Here is a 26241-nt window from a genome sequence, read left to right as displayed (position 1 = left end):
GTCCATCATGTTTATCGATTCGCACTGTCACATCAATTTCCCCGAACTGGCCGAGCAGATGCCCGACCTGCTGGCCCGCATGCGCGAGAACAAGGTGAGTCACGCCTTGTGTGTGTCGGTCGATCTGCCCACGCTCCCGCAAGTGCTGGAGATTGCGGCGCAACACGAGAATGTCTACGCCTCGGTGGGGGTGCATCCCGACTACGAGGACACCCCCGAGCCTAGCGTCGACGACCTCGTGCGCCTCGCGGCCACGCCCAAGGTGGTGGCCATCGGGGAGACCGGTCTCGACTACTACCGGCTGGAAGGGCGCTCCATCGAAGACATGGAATGGCAGCGCGAGCGCTTTCGCACCCACATTCGGGCGGCGCGCGTGACGGGCAAGCCGCTCATCATTCACACGCGCTCGGCCGCCGACGACACGCTGCGCCTGATGCGTGAAGAAAATGCGGGCGAGCCGGCCGGTGTGATGCACTGCTTCACCGAAAGCTGGGATGTGGCACAAGGCGCGCTCGATCAGAACTTCTATATCTCGTTCTCGGGTATCGTCACTTTCAAGAGTGCCCGCGATTTGCAAGACGTCGCACGCCGCGTGCCGCTTGAGCGCATGTTGATCGAAACCGATTCGCCGTACCTCGCGCCGGTGCCGTATCGCGGCAAGCTGAACCAGCCCGGCTACGTGCGCCATGTGGCCGAATTCATTGCCGACTTGCGCGGTGAGCCTGTACAGAAGATTGCCGAGGTGACAACGGAGAATTTCTTCCGCCTGTTTGCCACCGCAAAACAGTGAAGCGAGTTGCCTCACCGCGCCAAGACCCGTACGACTTGCGCGGTTTCGTCGCCTTGCCCCCAGCGTTACTCAATTTCAACGGTCTACCGACAGGAGTCCACCGATGCGCAAATTCCCGATGATCCGAGCCTTGATGTTGCTCAGCGTGCTTTGGCTGACGGCGTGTGCCACGGCGGCGACGTCGAATGTGGCGCTGTTCAAGGCCGTCACGTTCAACGATACGAAGGCTGTGGCCGAAGCCCTCAAGGCCGGCGTCGATCCGAACACGCGTGACGAGAAGGGCAACCCGTTGCTGGTGATCGCGATGCGCGAGAAGTCGGTCGATGTCGCGCGACTGCTCATCAACAACGACAAGACGGATCTCGATGCGACCAATGCCGCCGGCGAAAACGCGCTGATGCTCGCCTCGCTGCAAGGCCTCACGCCGATGGTCAAGCTGATGATCGACAAGGAAGCCGAAGTGAACAAGAAGGGCTGGGCACCGCTGCATTACGCGGCGACCAGCGGCAACGACGAGATTGTGCAGTTGCTGCTCGATGCCTCGGCGTATGTCGATGCCGAATCGCCCAACGGCACCACGCCGCTCATGATGGCCGCCCGCGGTGGTCACATCACGACCTGCAAGGTGCTGCTCGACGGCGGTGCGGATGTGCGGTTGAAGAACCAACTGGGGTTCACCGCCATCGACTTTGCCAATCAGTCGAATCAGAAGGAAATCGCGGACGGTTTGCGCAAGCGTCTGGAACAAGTGCAGCAGTCGCGTCCGGCAGGGAAGTAAGGCGGAACCGGCGGCGCGGCGAGATGCCGCGAAACGCCGTGAAGGGCCGCGAAGTGCCGCGAGGTGCCGCGAAGGGCAGTGCGTTATTGCACCTAGTTTCGCGGCGCCCCGTGACGGCCTGCACCGGAGAGGAAGGCGCGGGCCCCTTCGAGACCTTCCGAGAACACCACATCGTGTCCCGCTGCGCCTTCCTGGCGCAGCGCATCTTCCAGCGGCAAATCCCACTGCGCATAAGCGGCCCGTCGGTCGGCGCGCAACGCCCCCTGCGGCAACGCGGCGAGCTGCTGCGCCAAGGCAATGGCACCTTGGAGCGCCATGCCCTCCGGCACGAGCCGGTTCACCAACCCAATCTCGAAACCTTCCTGTGCACCGACCGCGCGCCCGGTCAGAATCATGTCGAGCGCACGGCTCATGCCGATCAAACGCGGCAAACGCACGGTGCCGCCATCAATGAGCGGCACGCCGAAGCGCCGGCAAAACACGCCGAACGTCGCTGACACGTCCGCCACCCGCAAGTCGCACCACAACGCCAGTTCCAACCCGCCCGCCACCGCGTGGCCGGTGACGGCGGCAACCACGGGTTTGTCGAGATGTCGGCGCGTCAGGCCCATCGGGCCGTCGCCGGTGCCATCAGGCGTGACCACATTGCGTCGCTGGGGATCGTCGAACGCCGAGAGGTCGGCGCCGGCACAGAACGTCGAGCCTTTGCCGCACAGCACGGCCACACTCGCGTTGCTGTCGCGCTCGAAAGCAAGCAGGGCATCACGCAGGGCGTTGGCCATCTCGCGGTCGACGGCATTGCGGCGCGCGGCGCGGGCCAGCGTGATGATCGTCACCGGTCCATCGTTTTCGACGCTCACGCTGGGCGCCGAGCTGTCGTTCTGACTTTGGCTCATGGCGTGTCTCCTTGTCTCGATGCGCGCGTTCCGGGAACGTCAGGCGGGGCGCGCTTTTGCATCGCACTCCCGAGTCGCGTCGATGTGTGCCGAAGCGTCGACGTGTTGAGGTGTCGAGGCGTCAAAGCATTGAGCCTGAACGCCTCGGCGCCTCGAAGCGTCCGTCAGGCCGCCGCAGGTTGTGCGCAGCGCAACAGCACCGGGGTGGCGGGTGTTGTCGCGCTTGGCGTACGAAGATCGGTCATGAACCGGTCGCGCCACGTGGACAAATTGTGTTCGCGCAACGTCGCCATCATGCTCTCGTAGCGCGACTGTCGCTCGGATAGCGACATGTTCAGCGCCGAGCGCAGCGCTTCGGCCATTTCGTCGATGTCATACGGATTGACGATCAACGCACCGTCAAGCTCCTGTGCCGCGCCCGCAAAGCATGAGAGCACGAGCACCCCCGGATCGGCGGGGTCCTGCGACGCCACATATTCCTTGGCGACGAGATTCATACCGTCGCGCAATGGCGTGACGTAGCCCACTTGCGACGCGCGGAAGAACGACATCAACACCTCGTGATCGTAGCGTTTGTTGATATAGCGCAGCGGCGTCCACGCGAGATCGGAGAAGCGGCCATTGATATGCCCCGCCTCGGTTTCCAACTGACGCCGGATCTCGCCATACCCGGCCACGTCCGACCGGCTGGGCGGTGCAACTTGCACGAAGCTCACGGTCCCTTGCTGGTTCGGCCAAAGCTCCAGCAGGCGCTCGAACGCGCGAAAGCGCTCCAGCATCCCCTTCGAGTAGTCGAGCCGGTCAACACTCATGATCAGCTTGCGTTGCTGCAACCCCTGTTTCAGATCGAGGATGTGTTTGACCGTGGCACGCGCGGTCGCCTGTTGCTGAATTTCGTCCGGATACACGCCGATCGGATAAACGCCCGTGCGGAACGTGCGGCCATACGCGGTGACCGTGCCGTCGTCATGGAGCGTGCCGCCCGCGTATCGCACCAGATAGTCGGTGAAAGCCGTGCGGTCGGGCTCGGTCTGAAAGCCGACGAGATCGTATTCGCACATCGCGCGCACGAGCGCTTCGTGCGGCGGCACGGTCATCAGCACCTGCGGCGACGGAAACGGGATGTGCAGAAAAAAGCCGAGGCGCTGCTTGATGCCGATATGCCGGCAGGCCTGCGCAAATGGCAGCAAATGATAGTCATGCACCCAGATCAGGTCGTCCGGCTGCAACAGCGGCGCGAGCAGCGACGCAAAGCGGGCATTGACGTGGCGATAACCGTTGTAGTCGTCGCGCTGAAAGCGCGTAAGGTCGTCGCGATAGTGAAACGTCGGCCAGAGGGTGGCGTTGGAGAAACCGCGGTAGTAGGTGTTGTAATCGCGGCGCGTGAGCGGCACCGTGGCGAACGTGACGTTGTTGCGATGCGCGATGTCCGGGGCCGTCGCCGGCACCGCATCGATCTCGCCATTCCATCCGAACCACATGCCGCCGGTGTTTTTGAGCGCATCGAACACGCCGATGGCGAGCCCGCCGGCGGTGGGCTTGCCCTCGGTGATCGGGGCGACCCGGTTCGACACGATGACTAAGCGACTCATACGTCTTTCTCCTGTGTAGGCGGGCGCAGGGTCAACAGCCAGGCTGTGAGCGCCTCGGGGGACGGCAGGCGGTGACGGGCGCAGGTCTCGCCTTCGCCGATCTTGATCGTGATACCGCCGTGCGCATTGACATCGGCAAACCCGGCCTCGTCGGTCAGGTCGTCGCCCGCAAACAGGGGCGTGCGCCCGGCAAAAGGCGGGGTTTGCATGAGGAGGGAGATGGCGCGGCCCTTGCTGACATTGCGCGGCCGCAGTTCGAACACCATCTTGCCGGGCTGCAAGGCAAAGGTGTCCGCGTGCAGTTCGGCGAGGGCACGCATGGTGTCGCGTGCCACTCCCGCCAGTTCCGGTGCACCACGATAGTGCAGGGCGAGTGCGCTGCCCTTGTTTTCCAGCAGCAGCCCCGGATGTTGTTCGACGAGGGCACGCAACGGCGCAACGATGGCAGCGATACGTTCCGTGTCGCGGACGAGACCCTCCGCACGCTGGAAATCGCCATTGGCATAGCGGATCTCCGCCCCGTGAAGTCCTGCGGCGGGCACGTGCAGCGGGGCGAGCAGACCGTCAATGTCGTCGATGCGACGGCCCGAGACCACCGCCAGCGCGCCGTTCGCACGCTCCGTCAGCCGGGCGAGCACGCTGGCCGTGTCGCGAGGCAGCTTCACGGCGTCAGGCCTCGCGGCCAGTGGCGCCAGCGTGCCATCCAGATCGAAGAAGAACGCCGTGTTGTGCACGTCGACGACACAGGTGTCGGCCGGCGTGGTGGCGGACGTGGTTAACGTAGGTTGTTCCATGGCACTCCGTCGCTGTCGTGCCGTAAGGTCGAATCCGGGGCCGAGCGGGTGGGCGCAGGGGAAGGGGAAAGTGCGACGATGACGGCGGTTCGGTGGGGCGGGAGCGCGAACTTCCGCGCGGGATAAATCCATCCTAACCGCTCAAAAACCGACAGGGCGTCGTCCGTTCTATGAAATTCTTGTGGGATATAACTGACAGGCGCCTGACAGACAGTGAAATTCGGGGCCAGAAGTCGGCGATCGGGTAAAGATTGAAACTGAGAATCGTTTGCAATAACATTCGATATTGCCGCAAAGCGCCCGGAGGGCATTTGCGGTATGGCACACCTCCGGAAACGGGGTTGCGGCGCACATCGGTTGTGCCGCCCAAAGGCGCCCAGAGTTGCGCCGGATAACACAATGATGAAAAGACTGTGGTTTCAACTGCACTGGTTTTTCGGTATCACTGCCGGGCTGGTGCTGGCAGTGGTCGGCCTGACCGGCGCGCTCCTCTCTTACGATGACGAACTCACGCGAGCCTTCAGCTCGGGCGTGATGACCGTGCCTGTGCGCGACGGCGGCCGGCTGCCCGTGCCCGAACTGGTCGCACGCGTGCATGACGCCGTCCCTGATCGCCGCATTCTGCTGATGACGGTGGTGCGTACCCCGGAAGACGCGGTAGGCGTGCGTCTGTCGACCGGTGACGGCCCGCGCGGCGAGACCTATTTTGTCGATCCGTACACGGGTGAAATGCTCGGCCGCTCGAAGGCCGACGTCGTATTCCGTTTCATCATGGACATCCACCGCTTTCTAACGGTGGAAGGCATCGGCAAGCAGATCACCGGCGCGGCCACGTTGCTGCTGTTCCTGCTCGCGCTGAGCGGCCTCTATCTGCGTTGGCCGCGCCGTCTGGGCAACTGGCGCGCGTGGTTTCACATCGATTTCAAGAAGAAGGGCCGGCCGTTCCTCTGGAATCTGCACGCGGTGATCGGCACGGTGGTGCTGGTGCCGTATCTGTTGTCGGCCACGACCGGGCTCTATTGGTCGTACGACTGGTGGCGCGGCATGCTGTTTTCCATCGCTGGGGTTCAGCAGCCGGTGCGCAACAAGCCGGCGGCACAACCGAAGATGGCGAAGGGCGGGAAGGACGCAAAGGGCGCCGGTGCCGAGGGCGGTGAGCGCAAGAAGCCCGCGCTGCCGAATCTGGCCGACACCGACGTGAACGTCGCGTGGGAAGCGTTCAAGGCCGAAGTCCCGAACTACACCAAGGTCTATCTGCGCCCGGCACAAAAAACGGGTGGCCCGCTCCAGATGACGTGGCTCGACGATTCGGTGCCGCACGAGCGCGCCTTCAGCCGTCTGGACGTGGATGCGGTGACGGGCAAGGTCAGCAACGTGGAGCGTTACGGCCAGAAGACCGTCGGCGGCCAGTTGATGACGAGCATTTACGCACTGCATCGCGGCAGCTTCTTCGGGCCGGTGGGCATCGTCGTCATGATGCTGTCGAGCCTGATGATGCCGGTGTTCTTCGTCACCGGCTGGATGCTCTATCTTGATCGTCGCAAGAAGAAACGGGCGCTGGCGGCGTCGCGGCCGGTGGTTGCCGGCAATGACAAGCCGTCCGCGGGCGGGGCGATAGCCGAAGAGGGCGTCCTGATCGGCTTTGCCAGCCAGAGCGGCGTGGCGGAAGGTCTCGCGTGGCAGACGGCTGGCATGTTGCAAGGCGCCGGTGTGCCGGCGCAGATTCAACCGCTCGCACGCATCGGCGAAGCGCAACTTGGCACCGCCAAGCGCGCACTTTTCATCGTCAGCACGTTCGGCGACGGTGAGCCGCCCGACAGCGCTCGCCGCTTCGCACAGCAACTGATGAATCAGGCGATGGCGTTGCCGACGCTGCGCTTTGCCGTGCTCTCGTTGGGCGACAGTCAGTACGACCGGTTCTGCGGTTTCGGGCGCACCCTCGACGGCTGGCTGCGCGCGCAAGGCGGCGTAGCGGCGTTCGAGCCCATTGAAGTCGACCGGGGAGATCCGGGCGCATGGGCGCGGTGGCAGGAGCGACTGGGTGAGTGGCTCGGCCGCCCGCTCTCAGCAGCGAAGTCCGATGACTCGCCTGTCTTCCAATCGTGGCAACTTGCCGAACGCACGTGGCTAAACCCCGGCAGCACTGGCTTGCCGGCCTATCACGTGGCCTTTACGCCGCCGCCGGGCGTCAAGTGGGTGGCGGGCGATCTGGTGGAAGTGTTGCCGCGTCATCCTCAAGCACGCATCGACGCGTGGCTGGCGGGCAGTGTCTGGGCGTCGGACGTCCGGGTGACGGTCGCCGGGCGTGAAGTGACGCTGGGCGAAGCGCTGCGCGAGCGCGTTCTGCCCGATGCGGCACCCCCTGCCGGCATCGACTTGCAGGCGTGGCTCGCACCGTTGGCGACGCTGCCCGAGCGCGAGTATTCGATTGCCTCGACGCCGGCGGAAGGCCAGTTGGCGCTGCTGGTGCGTCAGGCACGTAATCCCGACGGCTCGCTCGGCTTGGGTTCGGGCTGGCTGACAGACGGCGTGGCGCTGGGCGGCGACGTCATGATGCGCGTGCGTCCGAACCCGGGCTTCCATGGTCCGCAAGACGATCGCGGCGTGATCCTTATCGGCAACGGTACCGGACTTGCCGGCTTACGCGCGCACTTGTCCGAGCGCATCGCTCAGGGACGCCGTCGCAACTGGCTGATCTTCGGCGAGCGTCAGGCGGCGCATGACAGCTTCCACGATGCGACGTTGCGTGACTGGCAGGCGCAGGGTGGCATTGCCCGCATCGACCGTGTGTATTCGCGCGATCAGGCCGCACGTATCTACGTGCAGGATCGCGTGCGGGAAGTCGCTTCTGACATCGCCGAATGGGTACAGCAGGGCGCGTCGATCTATGTTTGCGGCAGTTTGTCCGGCATGGCTCCCGCGGTCGATGCGGCACTGGCCGAGGCCATCGGCCCGCAGGCATTGCTCGATCTGTCGGCACAAGGACGGTATCGTCGCGACATCTATTAAGCGTTCACGCGCGGTGTGCTAACTTGTTGCGAGGGCCTGATGATCATCAGGCCCTTTTTCCATGAGCTTCATGACAACCGGTCTTGCAGGAGGGGGCAATGACGACAACGTGGCAAATCATCGTGCATGGGGTGGTGCAAGGCGTCGGCTACCGGGCCTCGTGTGTCGTGGCTGCCCACAGGCTCGGCGTGAATGGCTGGGTCCGTAATCGGCGCGACGGGACGGTCGAGGCGATTGCGCAAGGCAGCGCCGATCAGTTGCTCGCGTTCTGCGAATGGATGCGGCAGGGGCCACCCGGGGCGCAGGTCACGTCGTGCGAAGTCGACAAGGCATGGATTGCCGAGACGCCGCTCAAGGGTTTCGAGCAGCGCGCGAGCGTCTGATTTTCCGTGGAGTAGGGGATCGGCGAACCGGCGTCGAGAACCGACGCCGGTGAATGTTGCGTGTTGTGAAAGGGCGTGCGGCAGGATCAGGCGGCGAGCGCCAGCGTCCCGTGCGACGGGGCAACGGCCGCAACCCCCTGCATACCGATCGAGGCGTGCGTCGAATCGTGCGCCGACAGCCGGAACAACGCGACCGACTCGCGCAAGCGTGCGGCTTGCGATTCCAAGGCGGCAGCGGCTGCGGAAGCTTCTTCCACGAGCGCCGCATTCTGTTGTGTCATCTCGTCCATCTGCGTCACGGCACCGTTGACTTGCTCGATGCCGCTCGACTGCTCGACGCTGGCGGCCGAAATCTCACCCATGATGTCGGTGACGCGCTTGACCGACTGCACCACTTCAATCATCGTCGCGCCCGCCCGTTCGACCAGACGGGTGCCGGTCTCGACACGGCTGCCCGACGCGTCGATCAATCCCTTGATTTCCTTGGCGGCTGCCGCGCTGCGTTGGGCAAGCGTGCGCACTTCGCCTGCAACCACCGCAAAACCGCGACCCTGCTCGCCGGCCCGCGCGGCTTCGACGGCGGCGTTGAGCGCCAGAATGTTGGTCTGGAAGGCGATGCCGTCGATAACGGTCAGGATGTCGTTGACCTTTTGCGAGGCTTCGGAAATATCGCGCATGGTCGTGACGACCTCCTGCACGACTTCGCCGCCGCGTGAGGCGGTCTCCGACGCCGTCACGGCCAATTGGCTTGCGGCGCGTGCGTTCTCGGCGTTCTGCTTCACGACGGCGGTGAGTTCCTCCATGCTCGCAGCGGTTTGCTCCAGCGAGGACGCCTGCGATTCGGTGCGTGCCGACAGGTCGGCATTGCCGTCGGCAATTTCGCGGGCGCTGCCGTGAATGGCTTCCGTGCTTTCGCGCACGGTGCCTACGGTGCCGGCAATGCCGTCGCGCATGCGGCCGAGGGCGCCGAACAACTGGCCCATCTCGTTGTTGGTGCGCTGTTCCACGCGGTGGCTCAGATCACCGGCTGCCATACGCTCGAAGTGCCCGATGGCTTCGCGAATCGGACGCAGCACGGCGCGGGCCAGCATGGCGCGGCCCCACAGAGCGACGAGCAAGGCGATCACCAACGTGACGCCAAGCGCAATGCGCATGATGTTGTAGCGCTGTTGGGCGGCCTCGAAGCGGTCTTTCTGGCGCGCAATCTGAATGTCCTGCAACTCGCGGATGGCGCTGTCGACGGCGTTGTAAGCCGACGGCGCGACGCGTGCCTGAATCTGGTGGAAGCCCGCCACATCCCCCTGCTTGAGGGCGTTCATCGCCGGGGTAATCACGTTCTCGAAGAAATTCCGGCGCTTGGCGTCGGCGGCCTTGGCCAACTCCGCTTCGTGCGTGTCTTCCTTGGGACGTTTCAGATAGTCGTTCCAGAGGGCGTCGGAAGCGGCGATGTATTGGTTGCCGCGCTTGAGCACCTTTTCCGACTCGTCCGGGTCAGCGCCGAGGCTGACATAGGAGGCGAACGTCGCCATCGAGAGGCGTGTCCGTAGAAGCTGCTCGCCAGTGCCCTTAAGTTCGGCCAGCGCGGGGGTGTCGTCCGTGGCCATCTTGCTCAGGGACTCGTTGCTGGAGCTGAGCGCTTGCAAGCCCAGCACGCTAACGAGGACGAGAACTGCACCAAGCAAACCAAGGACCAGTGTCAGGCTGGTCCGAATCGTCATGTTCTTATACATATTTATCGATGGAATGTGTGCCCGGGTCGCGGAAAGAGAAACACGCGGCCTCCCCCGCCGGATGCTTCGAACAAAGCGGGTCATAGGGATTATCGGCAGATAAGACACGGAACTTGAGCCGTTTTGTCCGGCGAAATCCGAAAGCCCGCCTGATCGTGTCGAAGTTCGGAATTTGCGCAGCCGCAAAACGCTCGCCAGACGCCAGACTCAAGGCTGTCCAGTTCCTCAGTACGCCGAAGCGCTCACGAGCGCAGTGACGCGTCTTCACACGATGACTTTCAATGATCTCCCCAATGATGGCCTCGACGGTTGCCGCGATGACGCGGTGATGCGAACGGAGTCGGCCGCTACCGAAATCGATGCCGCGCTGGCCGCGTTGCCCTCCCTTACGGAGGAAGGCGGCGTCGATTTAGCCGGCACATTCCGCATGGCACTGGTGCACGAACTGCGCGCGCCGTTGCAGGTGCTGCAAGGGCAACTGGATGCGTTGGCCGGTGATGGCGACGGGGACGGCGACGCCAGCGGGGCGGACCTGACCGGTACCGCGCCCGCTGCCGGATTCCCTTCCGAACGCGGCGGAGGCGCAGGCAGTGCGCGATTCGACACCATGCGAGCGGCGCTCGATGTGCTCGTGCGTGTCGTGGACGATGTGTTGCAGCTCGGGCAGGGCGATGCCCTGGAGATGCCGCTGCGCGACGAACCCTTTGAAGTGCGGGCGCAACTGGACGGTGAAGTGGCGCTCTTTGCCGCTGAAGCACGGGCGAAGGGCCTGGCGCTGCGCTGCGATATCGACGACGAGGTACCCGTCATGTTGCGAGGCGATGCCGTGCGGCTGCGGCAGATCGTGCGAACGCTGCTTGCCAACGCGCTGAAGTACACCGCCGAGGGGGAAGTTTGCGTTCGGGCTTCCTGGCGGGCGCAGACGGAACATTTGACGGTGTGCGTGACCGACACCGGGCCGGGCATTCCCGAAGGGGCCCGGGAAGCTGTCTTCCATGCGTTTTTTCGGGGGCAGCCGACGATCCCGGGCACGGGGCTGGGCTTATGGATCGCACGCCGTTGGGCGCATCGGATGAGCGGCGCGCTGCTCGCGGAGACGCCGGCGCGAGGTGCGCACTTGCGCTTGTCGTTGCCGTTTCCACCGCTTGCACCGTTTCCATCGCTTTCACCGCTTTCACCACCGGCGGACCGTGGCCTGATATCGCTCAGTGGCGCGTCCGGCGGCGCCGGCCACTTCGAGAGCACAGGGCAAGCGTCGCCGGTCGCCATCGTGCCCGTTCGGGAAGGCCTGCGCGTACTCGTGGTGGAGGACCACCCGATCAACCGCCTCGTGCTGTGCGAGCAATTGGGGGCGCTGGGGTGCGTGGTGCAGGGCGTGGGCGACGCGGCAGAGGCGCTCTCCCAATGGGCGGCGTGCGAAGTCGATGTCGTGCTGACCGATGTGCAACTCGGGCACGCCTGCGGGCTGAGGTTGGCGGGGGATTTGCAGCGAACGGCAACGGCGCTGCATCGCCTGCCCCCGGTCGTGATTGCCGTGACCGGATCGGTGCTCGACGCGCGCATGGCGAGGGACGCGGGTATCGACACGGTGCTGCCGAAACCTGTCTCTCGCCGGCGGTTGCAACAGGCGCTCGCGGCGCGCTGGCCACGGCCGGTGGCGCTCAGACACGACGCTGGATTGTCACCGGTTGGCGCCTCCATGCTGGAAGTCCCGCATGCCATACAGGTCACGCAGATCAATCCGAAATTGCCGCTTTACAGGGATGCCGTGGCGAGGGGCGTGATGCGCGCAGAGATGGCGAAAGACATTGCCCAGTTCCGCCGTTTGCTCAGGCGTCGGCATAACGGTGATCTCGCTGCGGCGCAGGCGGTGTTGCATCGCATGCAGGGGGCGTGCCGTATGTTCGGCGATCCCGAGTTGCTGGCGCGCTGCGCGTCGCTGGCCGCGAAGCTGGCGGCCGTGTCCTCGATCTGACGTGACACTTAATGTCACTCATATAACGTTGCTCGTTTAACGATATGTGTTATAAATTCAAACCTATGATCCAAACCTTCTCGGACAAGGTGACCGCGGCACTCTTCACCGGTTGCTACGTACGCAGGTTTCCGAAATCGATTCAGCGCGCTGCGTTACGCAAGTTGTTGATGATCGACGCCGCGACTTGTGTGGAGGACTTGCTGGTGCCGCCGGGCAACCGATTGGAGGGTTTGCACGGAAAGCCAGTGGATTTGTGGAGCATTCGCGTCAATCAGCAATGGCGCGTGTGTTTCCGATTTGCCAAGGGCGATGCCTACGACGTAGGTATCGTCGACTATCACTGAAATGGGGTTTTGCGATGAGCATCAGACGAGATCAGATTGACCAGACCGATTTTGCGGGGCTGGTCACCGGGCAGTCGCTGGCGCCGATTCATCCGGGGGAAATTCTGCGGGAGGAATTCATGGTGCCGGGCGGCATGTCGGCGAACGCGCTGGCCTTGGCGCTTCATGTGCCGGCACCGCGCATCAACGACGTCGTGCGCGGCAAGCGGGGTATTTCGGCCGACACGGCCCTGCGTCTTGCGCGCTACTTCGGCACCTCGGCGGAGTTCTGGACCAATCTCCAGGCGTCGTACGACCTGCGTGTTGCGTTGCAGGCCGCCGGCGCGGACATCATTCGGCAGGTGCTCCCGCTACGCGCGGCCTGACACGTTCAGTGTCAGACCCTGCCTCAGAGGTAGCGGCAGACCGCAAGGTAGTGGCAGGCCGTGCCGCCAATGGCGAACAGGTGCCAGACCAGGTGTCCGAATTTGATATGTCCGTCGAGCGAATAGAAGATCGCGCCGACGGTGTAGGCAACGCCACCGGCATACAGCCAGCCGGCACCGGGCCCGGGAATGGCGGCGAGCACGGGCCCAGCGACGAGGACTGCCACCCAGCCGAGGCAGATGTACAGGGTTGTCGAGACGAGCGGCCGGTCGAGCAGGCCGAGGGTTTTGGCGATCAGGCCAGCGAGCGCCATGGCCCAGACACCGGTGAGCAGCGGCCAGCCCCACGGGTCATGCAGGATCTTGACCGTGAAAGGGGTGTACGTCCCGGCAATGAAAAGAAAGATGGCGCAGTGGTCGACCCGCATGAACACGCGCTTGGCGCGTCCGTCGGGCAGGCCGTGGTAGAGCGCAGAAGACAGGTAGACCACCACCATCGTGGCGGCAAACACGCCGATACCGATCTGCTGCGCCGCGCTCGGGCCTACGGCCGACGGCGGGCGTACCGCATTGAAGAGAAAGGGAATGGCGGCCAACGCTGCGAGGCACGCGAGTCCGTGGCTGATGCTATTGGCGACTTCTTCGCTGCGCGTCTGAGCGCGTGCTTGCGACTTCATGCGGGATGGGCTGCTCGCCATTTGCGTACGGCTTCAAGAGTGTTGGCGACGTGTTTGTCCGGATCGAGACTCACGTAGCTATAGATAACTTTCCCATCGGGGGCGATGACGTACGAGATGCGATTGGCCAGATCGGGTTTGAGCGCAAGCACGGCGTCGTAGGCGCGCATGATGTGCTGGTCCGTGTCGGCGGCAACGGCGAATTTGCTACGGCATTCCGACACCGAGAACTTGTTGAGTGTGTCGATGTTGTCGTGCGAGACGCCGATCACCGTGGCACCCATCGACTTGAACGTGTCGGTGGCTTCGGCGAAGTCGTGCGCTTCGATCGTGCAGCCCGTGGTGAAGGCGGCAGGATAGAAGTAGAGGACGACCGGTCCCTTCTTGAGCGCATCGGCCAGCGAGAACGAGAAGACATTGCCGCCAAGCGAGGCCTGCGCCGTGAAGTCAGGTGCCGTGGCGCCAGTCTTGAGGGCCGCATGTGCGGGGATGAAACACCAGGCCGTCACGCCGAGAATAGCGGCTGCGGCTGTCACTCCGATCCAACGTTTCATGCAGAGCTCCCAAAGTGGATGCCTAAGTGAATGCTTAAGGATAGAGGCTTGCGAGGGCACTGTCCAACGTCTGTGACGCGGGTGACAGTCTACTGTCGGGTTCGTGACACGAACAGGGCATTGCGCTGTCATGCGGGTCATTCATTGCGACGTTGCAACGACAGGGTAGTGAGGTGTAGCGAGGTGCAGCGATGAGAACTAACTGCCCGCGGCCTGCGATCCGATCGGCAAAACGGTGGTCGATTTGATCTGCGAGAGGGCGATCATCGAGTTGACCTCCTGCACCATGGGTAACTGCGACAGCCGTTCGAAGAAGAAGCGTTCGTAGGCGTCGACGTCGCGCGTGACGATGCGCAGCAGGAAGTCGACGTTGCCCATCAGCACATGGCATTCGAGCACTTCCGGAAAATCCTGAATTGCCTTCGAAAACTCAGGCAGGGCGTTGCGATTGTGACCGGCGAGTTTTACGTGGGCGAACAGCATCACGTTCAAGCCGACTTTTTTGCGGTCGACCAGTGCGACGCGCCGCTCGATGATGCCCTCGGCGTCCAGCCGGTCGATGCGTCGCCAGCACTGCGACTGTGAAAGGCCGATCTGCTCGCCGATCTGGGCCGCCGATAGCGAAGCATCGACTTGTAGGATCGCGAGAATTTTCTCGTCAAAAGCGTCAAGTTGCATAATCAATTCCTCGGAATTTTATATTTCGAATAAATCATGTGAAATTGGCGCGAATCTGTCAATGTTACGCGAAGCAATTACCTGCGCCCCGTCATAAGATTGACCCTAGTTTGTTGCAGCTATCGCAACAGTTTTTCTGAAACAGCCGGAAAACCACGTACCTATGAAACTCGACCTGTCTCTGCCTGCCGCCGAAGCCGCCACCGGCGCTGTCGCCCAGCCCGTTGCCCCGTTGTCCGCCAAGGGGGCGGACCTCATTGCGCGCACGCTGGTAGAGATTGGTGTCGATACCGTGTTCTGCTATCCGGGCGGCGCCAACCTGGAAATGCTCGATGCGCTTTCACGCGTGTCCATCACGCTGGTGCGTACCGAACACGAGCAAGGCTCGGTATTTGGCGCGCAGGGCTATGCGCGTGCTACCGGCAAGCTCGGTGTTTGTCTGGCGACGTCCGGCCCCGGGGCGACCAATCTGGTCACCGGCATCGCCGACGCCGCCAGCGATTCCGTGCCGATTCTCGCCATCACGGGCAATGTCGCCACGCACTGGCTCGGCAAGAATGCCTTTCAGGAAGTGGACATCGTCGCAATCACCAAGCCGGTGACCAAGCTCGCCCGGCAAGTGCGTGAGGCGCGCGACATCCCGGCGGCGTTGCGCGAAGCCGCGACTTGCGCGCTGGCAGGACGCCCCGGCCCAGTGCTGGTGGATTTTCCGAAAGACATTCAACAGGCTCGCCCCGACCAACCGACCGACAAGCGCTTTACCGCGCCGGTGCCGGCCGGCATGAGCGACGAGACGGCCCAACGCATCGCGTCCTTGCTGGCGAAAAGCGAGCGGCCGGTCATCTACGCCGGGGGCGGGGTGATCGCCTCGGGCACCAGCGACCGGCTCAAGGCACTGGCCGAAGCGCTCAATTGCCCGGTGGCGCTCACGATGATGGGGCTCGGTGCGATGCCCGACGATCATCCGCTGCTGCTCGGGCCGCTTGGCATGCACGGCGCTTATGCGGCCAACGTGGCCGTCAACGAAGCGGATCTGGTGCTGGCGCTCGGTGTGCGCTTCGACGACCGGGTGGTCGGCGATCCGACGTTGTTTGCCCGGCACGCCAAGATCGTCCATATCGACGTCGACGCGGCCGAAATCGGCAAGAACAAGCCAGTGACGCTGGGCGTGCACGCCGATTTGCGCGACGCCTTCAGCGGCTTGCTCGCCCATGCGACCCGCCGCGACGTGCCCGACTGGCACGCTTATCTGGGCGAGCGCCGTGCCGCTCACCCGCTGCGGGCACCCGTGTCGCCGGTGTCAGGCGAGAACGGTGACGCCAGCGTGCTGACCGGCGTAGACGTGATTGCAGCACTCGCTGCGCTGCTCCCGCCGGAGGCGGTGGTGACGACGGGCGTTGGCCAGCATCAGATGTGGGCGATGCAGCACCTGCGCTTGCGCGAGCCGCGAACGTTCCTGTCGAGCGCCGGTTTCGGCACCATGGGCTTCGGCTTGCCGGCGGCGATCGGCGCAAAGGTCGCGCTGCCTGACGTGCCCGTGATCGATATCGATGGCGACGGCAGCCTGAACATGTCCGTCAACGAGCTGTCGACCTGCCGCCGTTACGGACTGGGTGTGAAGGTGCTCGTGATCAATAACCAGTGGCTGGGCATGGTGCGTCAGTGGCAGGACATGATCTATGCCCGCAACCGCGTCGCCTCGTCGCTTGCCGATCCGAACGCGCCGGAAGGCGCCGACGATGGCCGCCCGTACCCGGACTTCGTGACCATCGCTGCCGGCTACGGCGTGGCCGGTGCCCGCGTCACGCGTGCCGAGGAACTGCCGGCGGCGCTGGCCCGCATGCTGGCCGACCCGAGCGAGCCGTATCTGCTTGATGTGCTGGTGGCGCGTGAAGACGACGTCTACCCGATGATCCCGGCGGGTAAATCGTACCGGGACGTGGTGTTCGGGCCGGGCGAGAGTGCCGGTCCGATTGCGGCCGGCGCGTTCTGAACGGCGGCGCTTGCAGCGTTCCCATTTCATGGGAATTGCGTCCCACGTCGCGAGATCGCAACGAGAGAACCCGCTTCGGCGGGTTTTTTTCGTTTCGGGGTCGGCGAGGAGTATCATTGCGCTCTTTTACGAATTCTCGCCTAGGAAATCAACATGTTGACGAAGCGCCTTGTGCTGGCCGCCGCCTGTTTTCTGACGACTTTCGCCGCCGTGCCGGCAGTGCAAGCTGCCGATCCCACGTACACCGTGGGCGCAGGCGGTACCTATCGTCCGTTCGAGTTCGAAACGCCGCAAAAAGAGCTGGTCGGCTTCGATATCGACGTCATCAAGGCGATCGGCAAGGCTGGCGGGTTCAACGTGAAGCTGGTCAGCACGCCGTGGGAAGGCATCTTCGCCACGCTCGACCAAGGCGACCGCGACATCATCATTTCGGGCATCACCATCACCGACAAGCGTCGTGAAATGGTCGACTTCTCGGCCCCGTACTTCCCGGCCGATCAGGTCATCATCACGTCGCCGGGTTCGAAGGTCGCCAATCTGGCCGACCTGAAGAAGCTGCAAGTCGGTGTGGTCAATTCGAGCACCGGCGACATCGCCGTCTCGGAAGAACTCGGCCGTGCCAGCACCTCGATCCGCCGCTTCGACAACACGCCGCTCATGCTCGAAGAGCTGTATCGCGGTGGTGTGGATGCTGCCGTGGGCGATGTGGGCGTGATCAAGTTCTACATCAAGAGCCATCCGGAAAAGCCGTTCAAGCTGGTCTACGACAGCAAGTTCAAGCGCCAGTACTTCGGTATTGCCGTGAAGAAGGGCAACAAGGTTGCGCTCGACAAGATCAACACCGGTCTGAAGAAGATCGTGGCTGACGGCACCTACGCCAAGATCTACAAGCAGTGGTTCGACGCCGACGTGCCGGCGCTGCCGCAACAATAAGTAACGCGTGTAAGATTCGCGCCACGCGCGCCAGTCATCTGGCCTCTCGCGGCCCGTGAGCTGATCGTCAGGACATCGACGTCAACCCCCGGGCCGCGAGCGTTTTTCTGCCGGCAAGCCGGTTCGTTTCATTTTGTATAAAGGTGCTTCATGGGTGGGTTCCAGTGGAACATCATCAGCGAGTACATGCCTCTGTTTGTCGAAGGCACGCTGATGACGCTCAAGTGCACGGTGATCTGTGTGATCGCCGGCACGTTACTCGGGCTTGTGCTCGGCGTCGGCCGTCTGGCCGAAGCGCGTCACGGCTTCTACAAGTATTTTCTGCGCTACGGTGTGCAGCTCCCGGTGCGCTTCTACGTCAGCTTTTTCCGTGGCACGCCGCTGTTCGTGCAGATTCTGCTGATCCACTTCGCGCTGATGCCGATGCTGATCAACCCGTCGGGAGGTCTGCTCATCAGCGGTGATCTGGCACGTGAAATCCGCTCGCAGTACGGTGCGTTCATGTCGGCGGTGCTGGCGATCTCGCTCAACGCCGGTGCCTACGTGTCGGAAATCTTCCGCGCCGGTATCCAGTCGATCGATCGCGGTCAGGCCGAAGCGGCCCGCTCGCTCGGCATGACCTACATGCAGACGCTGCGCAAGGTGGTACTGCCGCAGGCGTTTCGCCGCATGCTGCCCCCGCTGGGCAACAACGCCATCGCGATCGTGAAGGACTCGTCGCTGGCGTCGGCCATCGGGCTGGCGGAACTGGCGTATGCCGCACGGACCGTATCGGGCGCCTATGCCCGCTACTGGGAGCCGTACCTGACGATTTCGCTCATCTACTGGGTGATCACGCTGGTGCTGTCGGCATTTGTTCAACATCTGGAAACGAGGTACGGCCAAGGTGATCGTCGTTAACAACCTGCAAAAGCAGTACGGCGAGACGCACGTGCTGCGCGGCATTACCTGCCGAATCGAAGAAAGCGAAGTCGTGTGCGTGATCGGGCCGTCAGGCTCGGGCAAGAGCACGTTCCTGCGCTGTCTGAATGGACTCGAAGACGTCAGCGGCGGCGAAGTGCTCGTCAACGGCTTCCACGTCGAAGACCCGAAGACGAACATGAATGCCATGCGCGCAAGCGTCGGCATGGTGTTCCAGCGCTTCAACCTGTTCCCGCACATGTCGGTGCTCGAGAACCTGATTCTCGCGCCCATGCAGGTCAACAGCCTGAAGCGCGATCAGGCCGTGACGGTCGCCGAGCAACTGCTGCGCAAGGTCGGGTTGATCGACAAGATCGACGCGTTCCCGAACCAGCTCTCCGGCGGCCAGCAGCAGCGCGTGGCGATTGCCCGCGCGCTGGCCATGCAGCCGACCGTCATGCTGTTCGACGAGCCGACCTCGGCGCTGGACCCCGAGCTCGTGGGCGAAGTGCTGGAAGTCATGAAGTCGCTCGCCGAAGAAGGCATGACGATGGTGGTGGTGACGCACGAAATGGGGTTTGCGCGGGAAGTCTCCGATCGCGTGCTCTTCATCGACCAGGGCGTGATCATGGAAGAAGGCCATCCGGAGCAGATCTTCTCGGCGCCGAAGCACGAGCGCACGCGTGAATTCTTGCGCAAAGTCTTGTAATTCTTGTCATTCGTTTGATTCCGATGCGCGCGATGGTGTATCCGCGCGCCGCATCTGATTACAATGCGAGGGTACGCGCGTCAGGTGCCATAAGACACCCGCGCGCCGCCGGCGCCCTGAGCCCCCAGCCAGGTCTTCTTTTACAGGGCAGTGACCGTTGTCCGGGCCTGCTCCGCAATCCCCGATTGCACCCAGATTTCACGAGGTAGTCATGAGCCAGCCAATCGCTGTGACCCGCCAGACGTTCGACGACGTAATGGTGCCCAATTACGCTCCTGCCCAGATGGTGCCCGTGCGCGGCGAAGGCTCGCGCATGTGGGATCAGCAGGGTCGTGAGTATGTCGATTTCACCGGCGGTATCGCGGTCAACGCGCTGGGTCATGCGAACCCCGAGCTGGTGAAGGTCATCGAAGAGCAGGCACGCAAGGTCTGGCACATCGGCAACGGCTACACCAACGAGCCGGTGCTGCGTCTGGCCAAGGCGCTGACCGACGCCACGTTCGCCGACAAGGCCTTCTTCTGCAACTCGGGGCTCGAAGCCAACGAGGCCGCACTCAAGCTGGCCCGTCGCTATGCGTTCGATCATGCGGCCGAACGCGGCGGCAAGGATAAGAGCGAAATCATCTCGTTCTTCAACTCGTTCCACGGCCGCTCGCTGTTTACCGTGAGCGTGGGTGGTCAGGCCAAGTACACCGAAGGTTTCGGTCCGCTGCCGGCCGGCATCATGCACCTGCCGTACAACGATCTGAAGACGTTCGAGGCCACCATCTCGGACGCGACGGCTGCCGTCATCGTCGAGCCGGTGCAAGGGGAAGGCGGCGTGCTGCCGGCTGACCCGGCATTCCTCAAGGGCCTGCGCGAGCTGTGCGACAAGCACGGCGCGCTGCTGATTTTCGACGAAGTGCAGACCGGCGTCGGCCGCACGGGCACGCTCTACGCTTACGAGCAATATGGCGTGACGCCGGACATCCTGACGACCGCCAAGGCGCTCGGCAATGGTTTTCCGATTGGCGGCATTCTCACCACCAGCAAGATTGCCGCGAGCTTCTCGCCGGGCACGCACGGCTGCACGTACGGCGGTAATCCGCTCGCGACGGCCATCGCCGGCCGTGTGCTTGAACTGATCAACAACGCCGAGACGCTGAACGGCGTGAAAGCGCGTCACGATCATTTCATCAAGGGCATCGAAGCGATCAACGCGCGTCACGGCGTGTTTGCCGACGTGCGCGGCATGGGCCTGTTGATCGGTGCCGTACTCAAGCCGGCCTTCGCGGGCCGTGCCAAGGAAATCGTGTCCGAGTCGGAGAAGAACGGTCTGATGCTGCTGATCGCCGGTGGCGATGTGGTGCGTTTCGCGCCGTCGCTGAACATTCCGTTCGCCGACATCGACGCAGGCCTCGCCTCGCTCGAGAAGGCGGTTGCGACACTGGCAGCCACGGCAAAGGCTGCCTGAACGGCCGCCGATTGACTGAGCACGCGCGCGTGTTCATTCGTCTGCCTGTATGACTTCGGGCCGGACCGACGGGAACGTCGCTCCGGCCCTTATTGCAACTAGCGGCAACTAGCGGCAAGTAGCAGCAACTAGCGGTCCCAACGTCTGTCCACCGGATATGCCATGACGCGTCAATCGAAAGCGGTGAAAGTCTCGCCAATGCACGACGAAGCGGCGAATCGCGGAGCGCCGGGCACCGCTGCGGCGGCACTGACGGGCGCGGGAGCAAGCACCAGCGCCAACGACAGCACGTCCGAGGCCACATCGCTTCGGGTCGTACGTCAGGCGCGGCGGGAAGACCTGCCTGCATTGTTGAAGCTGGCCGCGCTGGCGGGCCCGGGCATGACGTCGTTCAAGCCCGATCCGGCAGCGCTCGAAGCGCGTCTCGAGCGCGTGACTGCCACGCTGGACGACCGCGCCCCGACGGCCGAGCAGGGCTATCTGTTCGTGATGGAAGACGTCGCGACCGGCACCATCGCCGGTGTGTGCGGCATTGAAGCGGCCGTGGGGTTGGAACAGCCGTTCTACACGTACCGAAAAGATACGATCGTGCACGCGAGCCGCGAGCTGAACGTGTGGTCGCGCATGCTCACGCTATCGCTCTCGAACGATCTCACCGGCTATAGCGAGTTGTGCTCGTTGCTGCTCGACCCGGCGTGGCGCGGTCATGGCAACGGCGCATTGCTCTCGAAGACACGATTCCTGTTCATGGCGCAGTTCCCGGAGCGTTTCGGCCCGCACGTTTGTGCCGAATTGCGCGGGTTCTTCGACGACAACGGCCAGAGTCCATTCTGGCAGTCGCTCGGTCAACACTTCTTCAAAATCGATTTCGATCAGGCGGACTATCTGACCTCGATCGGCAAAAAGTCGTTCGTGGCCGAATTGATGCCGAAGTACCCGATCTACGTCGACTTTCTGTCGCCGCAGGCGCAGGCCGCCATCGGTGTGACGCATCGCGACACCTTGCCGGCGCGGCGTCTGCTGGAGCAGGAAGGGCTGCGCTCAGGGGCACACGTGGACATCTTCGACAGTGGCCCCGTGCTCGAAGCCCGCGTGGCCGATCTGCGTGCTGCACGCGACAGCCGGTATCTGAGCGTGAACATCGGCGCAGACGACGGGAGCGTGCCGCCGGTGGCCAATGCCGAGCCCTATCTCGTGGCGTGTCTGGGGCTTGCCGGGTTTCGCGCCACGCTCGTCACCGGGCGTCCGGAGCGACGGGCGTTCACGCTCAGCCCGCTCGCGGCGAAGGCACTCGGCGTCAAGCAGGGCGATCGTGTGCAGGTATTGCCGCTCAAGCCGCCACGTGCGGACGCCATCTGAGCGCTCAGTCCTCTGACGTCAGAACTGAATCGTCGCCGTGACCGTATCGGTATAGAGGCCCGGTGCGGGTGTCGTCTGCACGGGCACGCGCGCGTAGATCGGCACGGCCTGCACGACGCCGGTACCGATGCCGGTGAGCTGCGACGTGCCGGACGTGCCATCGCCCCAGATGGTGCTGTAACCGCTATCGAGATAGAGCTGATAGCTCACGCGTGACGCGGTGAGCCCCGTCATCGAGCGCGTCGCCACGGTGCCCGCCAATCCCCCCGACAGACTGATGCGAAAAGCGTCGTTCTTCGTGCATTGCACGGTGAGCGTGCTGCTGCCCGTGACTGCCTTGCTGAGCGTGGATTGCGTGGCGAAGGTGATGTTGGCTGCCGCAATCGTGCAGTTGTTGATGACCGTGACATTGGCGTTGAAGGGCACGCCGGCGGCGGCTGTCATCGCGCTGCCGCAGGCTGGCACGGGGGAGAGCGCAGCGTATGACGCGTATTGCAGGGTGGCGTCGGTGGCGGCGAACGCGTGGGTGTACACCGTGTTGCCGTTCGATGACGTGGGCACGGTGGTCTGCGACGCCGTAATGCGCGCATAGAGGTTGACGTTCTGCGTGACGGTGCCGCCGAGGATGTTGCGCGCCAGCGTGACGGTGATGACGTTGGCCGTGCTGTTGCCCCAGGCGGTCGAGAAGGCCGGGTCGATGAACAGTCCGAAGTTGATCGCGTTGCCCGAGTTCACGAGCGTGAGCGGCTGGCTGGCGTTGAGGGCCAGACAGAGTTTGACATTCGGGTTGCCGCCGAGCAGCGGAAACGTGCATGACACGGGAATCGTGCCGGTGGCCGACAGCGCCGCGCCGGAGATCGGGCTGAAGGCGGAGAACGCCAGCGTGGGCGTACCGATCGAGCAAGTTTGCCCCGCAGCAACCGTACTGAAGGCGCAGAGGCACGCGGCGACCCAGACGGGCACGGGCAAGGTCATGAACCTCATGAACCGTCCCCCCGGGATGACGACGCCTGCGCACTCGGGCGACGCGACTTGGCATCGCGTGCCAGCGCGCCAAAGGGAATGCAGACGAGCGGGCCGACGCGGGCAATCTCGCCATCGGGCGGGGCTCGCCAGTCGAACGTTGCGCGGCAGCGTTGCACACCGTCGTGCGATTCAAGTGTGTTGCGCGGGGCGAGCGTGTCGATGAATGCCTCGCCGTCGTAGCCCACCACGGTGACGAAGCCGCTTTGCACATGACGCACCGACACGCCGGGCTTGAGCGGCACACCGGCGGCGCTCACGAGCGTGATCAGCGCCGCTTGATATCGCCGCACGGGAAATCGTACGAGCACGCCGGCACCGGTTTGCGGCGCAATGCGCCGCTCGGTCGCGACGACTTCCAGATCGGCGGGCAGGTGCACGGGATCGATGCCGATACGCGCTGGCTCGAACCCGTTGAGATCCGGCACGAGGAAGTAGCCGCGCGCATCGGTCCGTCCGATCGGCACCGATTCGCGCAGCACGGGCACGTCGGCGTGGCCGTCGGTGCTGACGAGGGCGAAGGCGTCGTAAGTGCGCCGCGTGGCGTGCAGGCTGCGATCCATGGCGACAAGTGCACCGGTCATGCCGAGGGCCGCGCCGCGCTGATGGCCCACTTGCTGCGCGAGTGCCGAGACTTCACCATGACGTCCGAGATAACGCAGCTCACCTTGCGCCGTGCGCTGCGAGAAGGCCCGCCCCCCGAGGACCTGCCAACCCCAGCCGCCGCCATAGTCCGGTGTGCGGCCCGCTGAGGCCCACGCTTGTGTCTGACCGTCCTGTTGTGTGACGGAGGCGCTGCCCAGCACGCCGTTCCCCAGCAGCAGGCTCAACATGGCAAACACGCCGTGCGAGCGGCGTCGGGCGAGGTCGCGAAAGCCGCCGATCGAGAGCATGCCGCGTGAGCTGGCGGGCACGTTGAGGCTGGCCGACAGCACGCGTGTGGCAGGCTGGCGCGGCGCACGCTGCCCGAAGTAGGCGAGCGACGCCGTGCCGCCGCGTCCCCACGGCACCGAGACGCTGACACGCTCGCTGGCGCTGGCGGCGGGCGACCCGTCGAGCGACGCGAGGTCGCGATATCGGCCCGCCGTGCGGATGATCTGCGCATCGACGCTCACATGCCGCGAAATGTACTGATAGCCCGCGCTCCATTGCGCACCGGTGCGACGTCCGCCGGACGCCGCCATGGCGGCACTGACCACCCCGGCCCTGCGCAGCGCCATTAGCGCGCCGACGCCCCCCATGGCCAGACGTCGCCCCGCTTGTACCTGCGCTTCCAGCGTCAGCGTGTCAGTGACCCCGTAACGCGCCGCCACCGAGGCGACGGGATGATGCCGATACGAGAACGACCGCACGCCGTAGTCGTCGCGCGGCAAACCGGCTTCGAGCGAAAAGCTCGACAGTCCCTTGGCCAGCAGACGCGGATCGATGTAGAGCGGCACGTTCGTGATCTGCTCGCGCCCGAGTGCGTCGCGTGTGACGACGCTCGCTTGCAAATCGCCCGTCAGCCCCGGCGCTTCCTGAATCACGAACGGGCCCGGCGGTACGCGACTGCCGAAGCGCCGCACGCCATCGAGATACAGATCGACGGATGACGGCACGACGGCACTGCCGCGCAACGCGGGCACGGGGAACGTGACGAGATCGGGGCGCAAGCTGAAGTTGCGCCGCCATTGCAGCCCGGCAATCCGCACGGAGCGGCTCCAGGACAGCGAGCCCGTGATGAGATCGCCCGCTGTCCAACTGGTCAGCGTGGCCGGATTGTTGTGCTGCCACGCGGTGTCATAGCGCAAGTAACCGCGCCGCCATGGCGAGTGTTCGACCAGACCGGTTTGCGACAGGGTGGCGCCGGACCAGAAGCCCCGGACTTCGCTCCACACCGATGCCTGTGTTTGACTGTCGCGTTGCACGTAGCCGTCGTAGTTCACGATCAGGCCGGGGTCTGCGGTGGCGGTGACGGCCTCGGCGAGCATGCCCCCGACGCGATAGGGCGTGAGCCAGGCGTCGCCCAGAAGCAGATCGATGCGCTGGTGCGTGGCATCGTAGTTGACCTGCACGCCGTCGAGCTTATCGAGCGCGACCTCCCGCGCGTCGTCGCGTGGCAGCGCGTTGGCAGAGAGGCCGAGTCTGCGCAAGTCGCCGGCGTTGACGAGCCAGTGGCCGTTGCGCTGTGTGAACGGGGCCAGCAACCCGGTCGCTTGGCCGTTGATTAGCACGTCGAGAACGTAGCGCCCGTCGGGGAGATCCGGGGGCGATCGGGTCGGCAGTGCCATCGGTGCGGGCACATCGGCGCCGTCTTCGGAAGCCGATGACATGGACAACTTGGACGATGGGGACGATGGGGACGACACCGCTGCGGGCGGGGTGGCCGATGCCGTCGCGCTCGACGCCGGACCGCTCAGGGCCATCGTCGACACCATGACGCTGGCCATGGCACCCGATGCCAGATGCACCACGCGCACCACGCGCACCACACCGCGCCGCTCGGGGCGGCCGAGGGCGCGGCAGTGGGGGGGAGCGGGCGCGAGGGGCGCATGGCGACGGTTACCGGGCACCGTCCGTTGCCGGGCTGGCAGCAAACCGCATCGGCACCGTATCGATGCGCGACTCCACGGTGAACGGGGGGATCGGCGGCGCGCCTGACGGCCACCGCGCGGCAAAGCGCCGCGTCTGGCCGGCCAGTACGTAGCCCAGCAACCCGTGGGTGAGCTCGACACTTCGGCCCGTGGCGTCGAGCACCCGCGTGGCGCCCAGTTGAGCGTGCTGCTCCCCGTCGTTGTGCACTTCCAGCTCGCCCCGCAGCCAGTGCACGTCGAAGCGCAGCGAGGGTGCCTGCAAGTCATTTGCCTGCACGAAGACCGGCAACGAATAGCGCAGCCGGATGGTGACGCCTTCCGCCGGTGCCTCCGCGACAGCCGGCAGTTCGTCGACCAGCAGCCGATAACTTTGCTCACCCTGCGTGGGCTCGGCGGTCAGTCGCACGAGCCGTACGATCTGCTGCTCACCCGGTTCGATGCGCAAGATCGGCGGGCTGGCGATCAGTGCATCGGTCGGCGTGAGCACGTTCTCGCCGTCTCGCTGCGTCCAGGCATACAGGCGCAGTTGCCCGTGAATCGGCAAATCGCCGGTGTTGCCCAGTGTGAGCGTGGTCGCGGGCTGCGTCGGCGCAAGACTGACGATCACGGGCGAGACCTGAAGGCTCGCGCCATGGCCGTCGGTGACGCCCAGCGTCAACAGGGCGACAAAGGCACCGCTGGCCGCGCGGGCGGCATGACGGCGGGCGTCGGGTCTCGATGGAGTCGTCAT

Annotated in this window: 23 protein-coding genes; 13 read left to right on the top strand and 10 right to left on the bottom strand. The window is 64.3% G+C overall.

Features of this window, described 5'->3' with window-relative positions; all coding sequences use genetic code 11:
• Positions 1-7 precede the first annotated feature (7 nt).
• Both CDV44_RS09810 and CDV44_RS09805 read left to right on the top strand, forming a co-directional pair.
• Positions 8-790, top strand: coding sequence for a TatD family hydrolase (locus CDV44_RS09810; protein ID WP_087687843.1), 783 nt, complete (start codon positions 8-10; stop codon positions 788-790).
• A 103-nt stretch (positions 791-893) separates the two neighbouring features.
• On the top strand, positions 894-1568 hold the full coding sequence (locus CDV44_RS09805; protein ID WP_087687842.1) for an ankyrin repeat domain-containing protein: 675 nt from the start codon (positions 894-896) through the stop codon (positions 1566-1568).
• Positions 1569-1660: 92 nt separating this feature from the next.
• Here the strand turns inward: CDV44_RS09805 and CDV44_RS09800 are convergent, their stop codons facing one another.
• The 3 genes from CDV44_RS09800 to otsB all read right to left on the bottom strand — a co-directional run bounded on the left by CDV44_RS09800 (position 1661) and on the right by otsB (position 4850).
• Entirely contained in the window at positions 1661-2464 is an 804-nt protein-coding gene (locus CDV44_RS09800) for a crotonase/enoyl-CoA hydratase family protein (RefSeq protein ID WP_087687841.1), read from the bottom strand.
• A gap of 164 nt (positions 2465-2628) precedes the next feature.
• Positions 2629-4056, bottom strand: coding sequence for an alpha,alpha-trehalose-phosphate synthase (UDP-forming) (gene otsA, locus CDV44_RS09795; protein WP_087687840.1), 1428 nt, complete (start codon positions 4054-4056; stop codon positions 2629-2631).
• Positions 4053-4850, bottom strand: a complete 798-nt coding sequence (gene otsB / locus CDV44_RS09790; RefSeq protein WP_087687839.1) for a trehalose-phosphatase — start codon at positions 4848-4850, stop codon at positions 4053-4055. The genes otsA and otsB overlap by 4 nt, the downstream gene beginning before the upstream one ends.
• 399 nt (positions 4851-5249) lie before the next feature.
• On the opposite strand from otsB, the gene CDV44_RS09785 reads away from it, so the two are divergent.
• Together CDV44_RS09785 and CDV44_RS09780 are read left to right on the top strand one after the other, a co-directional pair.
• Positions 5250-7859: a PepSY domain-containing protein gene (locus tag CDV44_RS09785; protein WP_212677095.1), complete on the top strand. Its 2610-nt coding sequence runs from the start codon at positions 5250-5252 to the stop codon at positions 7857-7859.
• 98 nt (positions 7860-7957) lie between these two features.
• Entirely contained in the window at positions 7958-8242 is a 285-nt protein-coding gene (locus tag CDV44_RS09780) for an acylphosphatase (protein ID WP_087687838.1), read from the top strand.
• Between the two features lie 86 nt (positions 8243-8328).
• Here CDV44_RS09780 and CDV44_RS09775 read toward each other — a convergent pair whose 3' ends face one another.
• Positions 8329-9972: a methyl-accepting chemotaxis protein gene (locus CDV44_RS09775; protein ID WP_087687837.1), complete on the bottom strand. Its 1644-nt coding sequence runs from the start codon at positions 9970-9972 to the stop codon at positions 8329-8331.
• A gap of 271 nt (positions 9973-10243) precedes the next feature.
• Between CDV44_RS09775 and CDV44_RS09770 the strand changes: the two genes are divergently transcribed.
• From CDV44_RS09770 to CDV44_RS09760, 3 genes are all read left to right on the top strand, one after another.
• The gene (locus CDV44_RS09770; RefSeq protein WP_087687836.1) at positions 10244-11947 is read left to right on the top strand and encodes a hybrid sensor histidine kinase/response regulator; all 1704 of its coding nucleotides are present in this window, start codon (positions 10244-10246) and stop codon (positions 11945-11947) included.
• 65 nt (positions 11948-12012) lie between these two features.
• A complete protein-coding gene (locus CDV44_RS09765; protein WP_087687835.1) occupies positions 12013-12294 on the top strand; it encodes a type II toxin-antitoxin system RelE/ParE family toxin in 282 nt (93 codons plus the stop codon).
• 14 nt (positions 12295-12308) lie between these two features.
• Entirely contained in the window at positions 12309-12659 is a 351-nt protein-coding gene (locus tag CDV44_RS09760) for a HigA family addiction module antitoxin (protein WP_058378379.1), read from the top strand.
• Between the two features lie 23 nt (positions 12660-12682).
• Here the strand turns inward: CDV44_RS09760 and CDV44_RS09755 are convergent, their stop codons facing one another.
• The 3 genes from CDV44_RS09755 to CDV44_RS09745 all read right to left on the bottom strand — a co-directional run bounded on the left by CDV44_RS09755 (position 12683) and on the right by CDV44_RS09745 (position 14574).
• Complete coding sequence (locus CDV44_RS09755; protein WP_087687834.1) at positions 12683-13336, bottom strand: hemolysin III family protein; 654 nt, start codon at positions 13334-13336, stop codon at positions 12683-12685.
• Positions 13333-13890, bottom strand: a complete 558-nt coding sequence (locus tag CDV44_RS09750) for a peroxiredoxin (RefSeq protein ID WP_087687833.1) — start codon at positions 13888-13890, stop codon at positions 13333-13335. The genes CDV44_RS09755 and CDV44_RS09750 overlap by 4 nt, the downstream gene beginning before the upstream one ends.
• Before the next feature lie 198 nt (positions 13891-14088).
• Positions 14089-14574, bottom strand: coding sequence for an Lrp/AsnC family transcriptional regulator (locus tag CDV44_RS09745; RefSeq protein ID WP_087687832.1), 486 nt, complete (start codon positions 14572-14574; stop codon positions 14089-14091).
• 157 nt (positions 14575-14731) lie between these two features.
• Between CDV44_RS09745 and ilvB the strand changes: the two genes are divergently transcribed.
• From ilvB to astA, 6 genes are all read left to right on the top strand, one after another.
• Positions 14732-16561, top strand: coding sequence for a biosynthetic-type acetolactate synthase large subunit (ilvB, locus tag CDV44_RS09740; RefSeq protein WP_087687831.1), 1830 nt, complete (start codon positions 14732-14734; stop codon positions 16559-16561).
• Between the two features lie 153 nt (positions 16562-16714).
• Positions 16715-17494 (top strand): basic amino acid ABC transporter substrate-binding protein, encoded by a 780-nt coding sequence (locus CDV44_RS09735; protein WP_212677094.1) that lies wholly within the window; start codon positions 16715-16717, stop codon positions 17492-17494.
• 150 nt (positions 17495-17644) lie between these two features.
• The gene (locus tag CDV44_RS09730) at positions 17645-18394 is read left to right on the top strand and encodes an amino acid ABC transporter permease (RefSeq protein WP_058378384.1); all 750 of its coding nucleotides are present in this window, start codon (positions 17645-17647) and stop codon (positions 18392-18394) included.
• Positions 18381-19103 carry an amino acid ABC transporter ATP-binding protein gene (locus CDV44_RS09725; RefSeq protein WP_058378385.1) on the top strand — a complete coding sequence of 241 codons (723 nt, stop codon included), beginning with the start codon at positions 18381-18383 and terminating at the stop codon, positions 19101-19103. The genes CDV44_RS09730 and CDV44_RS09725 overlap by 14 nt, the downstream gene beginning before the upstream one ends.
• 211 nt (positions 19104-19314) lie before the next feature.
• A complete protein-coding gene (locus CDV44_RS09720) occupies positions 19315-20556 on the top strand; it encodes an aspartate aminotransferase family protein (protein ID WP_087687830.1) in 1242 nt (413 codons plus the stop codon).
• Positions 20557-20718: 162 nt separating this feature from the next.
• Positions 20719-21915, top strand: coding sequence for an arginine N-succinyltransferase (astA, locus tag CDV44_RS09715; RefSeq protein WP_249277477.1), 1197 nt, complete (start codon positions 20719-20721; stop codon positions 21913-21915).
• A gap of 18 nt (positions 21916-21933) precedes the next feature.
• Here astA and CDV44_RS09710 read toward each other — a convergent pair whose 3' ends face one another.
• Genes CDV44_RS09710 through CDV44_RS09700 form a run of 3 tightly spaced genes read right to left on the bottom strand, consistent with a single transcriptional unit; the run spans position 21934 to position 26241 of the window.
• Positions 21934-22899, bottom strand: coding sequence for a spore coat U domain-containing protein (locus CDV44_RS09710; RefSeq protein ID WP_087687829.1), 966 nt, complete (start codon positions 22897-22899; stop codon positions 21934-21936).
• The gene (locus CDV44_RS09705; RefSeq protein WP_170935924.1) at positions 22896-25490 is read right to left on the bottom strand and encodes a fimbria/pilus outer membrane usher protein; all 2595 of its coding nucleotides are present in this window, start codon (positions 25488-25490) and stop codon (positions 22896-22898) included. The genes CDV44_RS09710 and CDV44_RS09705 overlap by 4 nt, the downstream gene beginning before the upstream one ends.
• On the bottom strand, positions 25480-26241 hold the full coding sequence (locus CDV44_RS09700; protein ID WP_087687827.1) for a molecular chaperone: 762 nt from the start codon (positions 26239-26241) through the stop codon (positions 25480-25482). Before CDV44_RS09700 ends, CDV44_RS09705 begins: the two co-directional genes overlap by 11 nt.

Origin of the sequence: Pandoraea sp. PE-S2R-1, from assembly GCF_002179865.1 — a bacterium.
In the GTDB taxonomy this organism is placed as follows: Bacteria; Pseudomonadota; Gammaproteobacteria; order Burkholderiales; family Burkholderiaceae; genus Pandoraea.
This window is presented reverse-complemented; position numbering and strand designations above follow the sequence as displayed.

Bases quoted from the DNA above. Each gene is read 5' to 3' on its own strand.
- otsB (WP_087687839.1), bottom strand. From the start codon at position 4,850: ATGGAACAACCTACGTTAACCACGTCCGCCACCACGCCGGCCGACACC.
- CDV44_RS09700 (WP_087687827.1), bottom strand. From the start codon at position 26,241: ATGACGACTCCATCGAGACCCGACGCCCGCCGTCATGCCGCCCGCGCG.
- CDV44_RS09710 (WP_087687829.1), bottom strand. From the start codon at position 22,899: ATGAGGTTCATGACCTTGCCCGTGCCCGTCTGGGTCGCCGCGTGCCTC.
- CDV44_RS09800 (WP_087687841.1), bottom strand. From the start codon at position 2,464: ATGAGCCAAAGTCAGAACGACAGCTCGGCGCCCAGCGTGAGCGTCGAA.
- CDV44_RS09785 (WP_212677095.1), top strand. From the start codon at position 5,250: ATGATGAAAAGACTGTGGTTTCAACTGCACTGGTTTTTCGGTATCACT.
- CDV44_RS09770 (WP_087687836.1), top strand. From the start codon at position 10,244: ATGACTTTCAATGATCTCCCCAATGATGGCCTCGACGGTTGCCGCGAT.
- CDV44_RS09780 (WP_087687838.1), top strand. From the start codon at position 7,958: ATGACGACAACGTGGCAAATCATCGTGCATGGGGTGGTGCAAGGCGTC.
- CDV44_RS09720 (WP_087687830.1), top strand. From the start codon at position 19,315: ATGAGCCAGCCAATCGCTGTGACCCGCCAGACGTTCGACGACGTAATG.
- CDV44_RS09775 (WP_087687837.1), bottom strand. From the start codon at position 9,972: ATGTATAAGAACATGACGATTCGGACCAGCCTGACACTGGTCCTTGGT.
- CDV44_RS09730 (WP_058378384.1), top strand. From the start codon at position 17,645: ATGGGTGGGTTCCAGTGGAACATCATCAGCGAGTACATGCCTCTGTTT.
- CDV44_RS09750 (WP_087687833.1), bottom strand. From the start codon at position 13,890: ATGAAACGTTGGATCGGAGTGACAGCCGCAGCCGCTATTCTCGGCGTG.
- otsA (WP_087687840.1), bottom strand. From the start codon at position 4,056: ATGAGTCGCTTAGTCATCGTGTCGAACCGGGTCGCCCCGATCACCGAG.
- CDV44_RS09760 (WP_058378379.1), top strand. From the start codon at position 12,309: ATGAGCATCAGACGAGATCAGATTGACCAGACCGATTTTGCGGGGCTG.
- CDV44_RS09755 (WP_087687834.1), bottom strand. From the start codon at position 13,336: ATGAAGTCGCAAGCACGCGCTCAGACGCGCAGCGAAGAAGTCGCCAAT.
- astA (WP_249277477.1), top strand. From the start codon at position 20,719: ATGACGCGTCAATCGAAAGCGGTGAAAGTCTCGCCAATGCACGACGAA.
- CDV44_RS09765 (WP_087687835.1), top strand. From the start codon at position 12,013: ATGATCCAAACCTTCTCGGACAAGGTGACCGCGGCACTCTTCACCGGT.
- CDV44_RS09735 (WP_212677094.1), top strand. From the start codon at position 16,715: ATGTTGACGAAGCGCCTTGTGCTGGCCGCCGCCTGTTTTCTGACGACT.
- CDV44_RS09805 (WP_087687842.1), top strand. From the start codon at position 894: ATGCGCAAATTCCCGATGATCCGAGCCTTGATGTTGCTCAGCGTGCTT.
- ilvB (WP_087687831.1), top strand. From the start codon at position 14,732: ATGAAACTCGACCTGTCTCTGCCTGCCGCCGAAGCCGCCACCGGCGCT.
- CDV44_RS09810 (WP_087687843.1), top strand. From the start codon at position 8: ATGTTTATCGATTCGCACTGTCACATCAATTTCCCCGAACTGGCCGAG.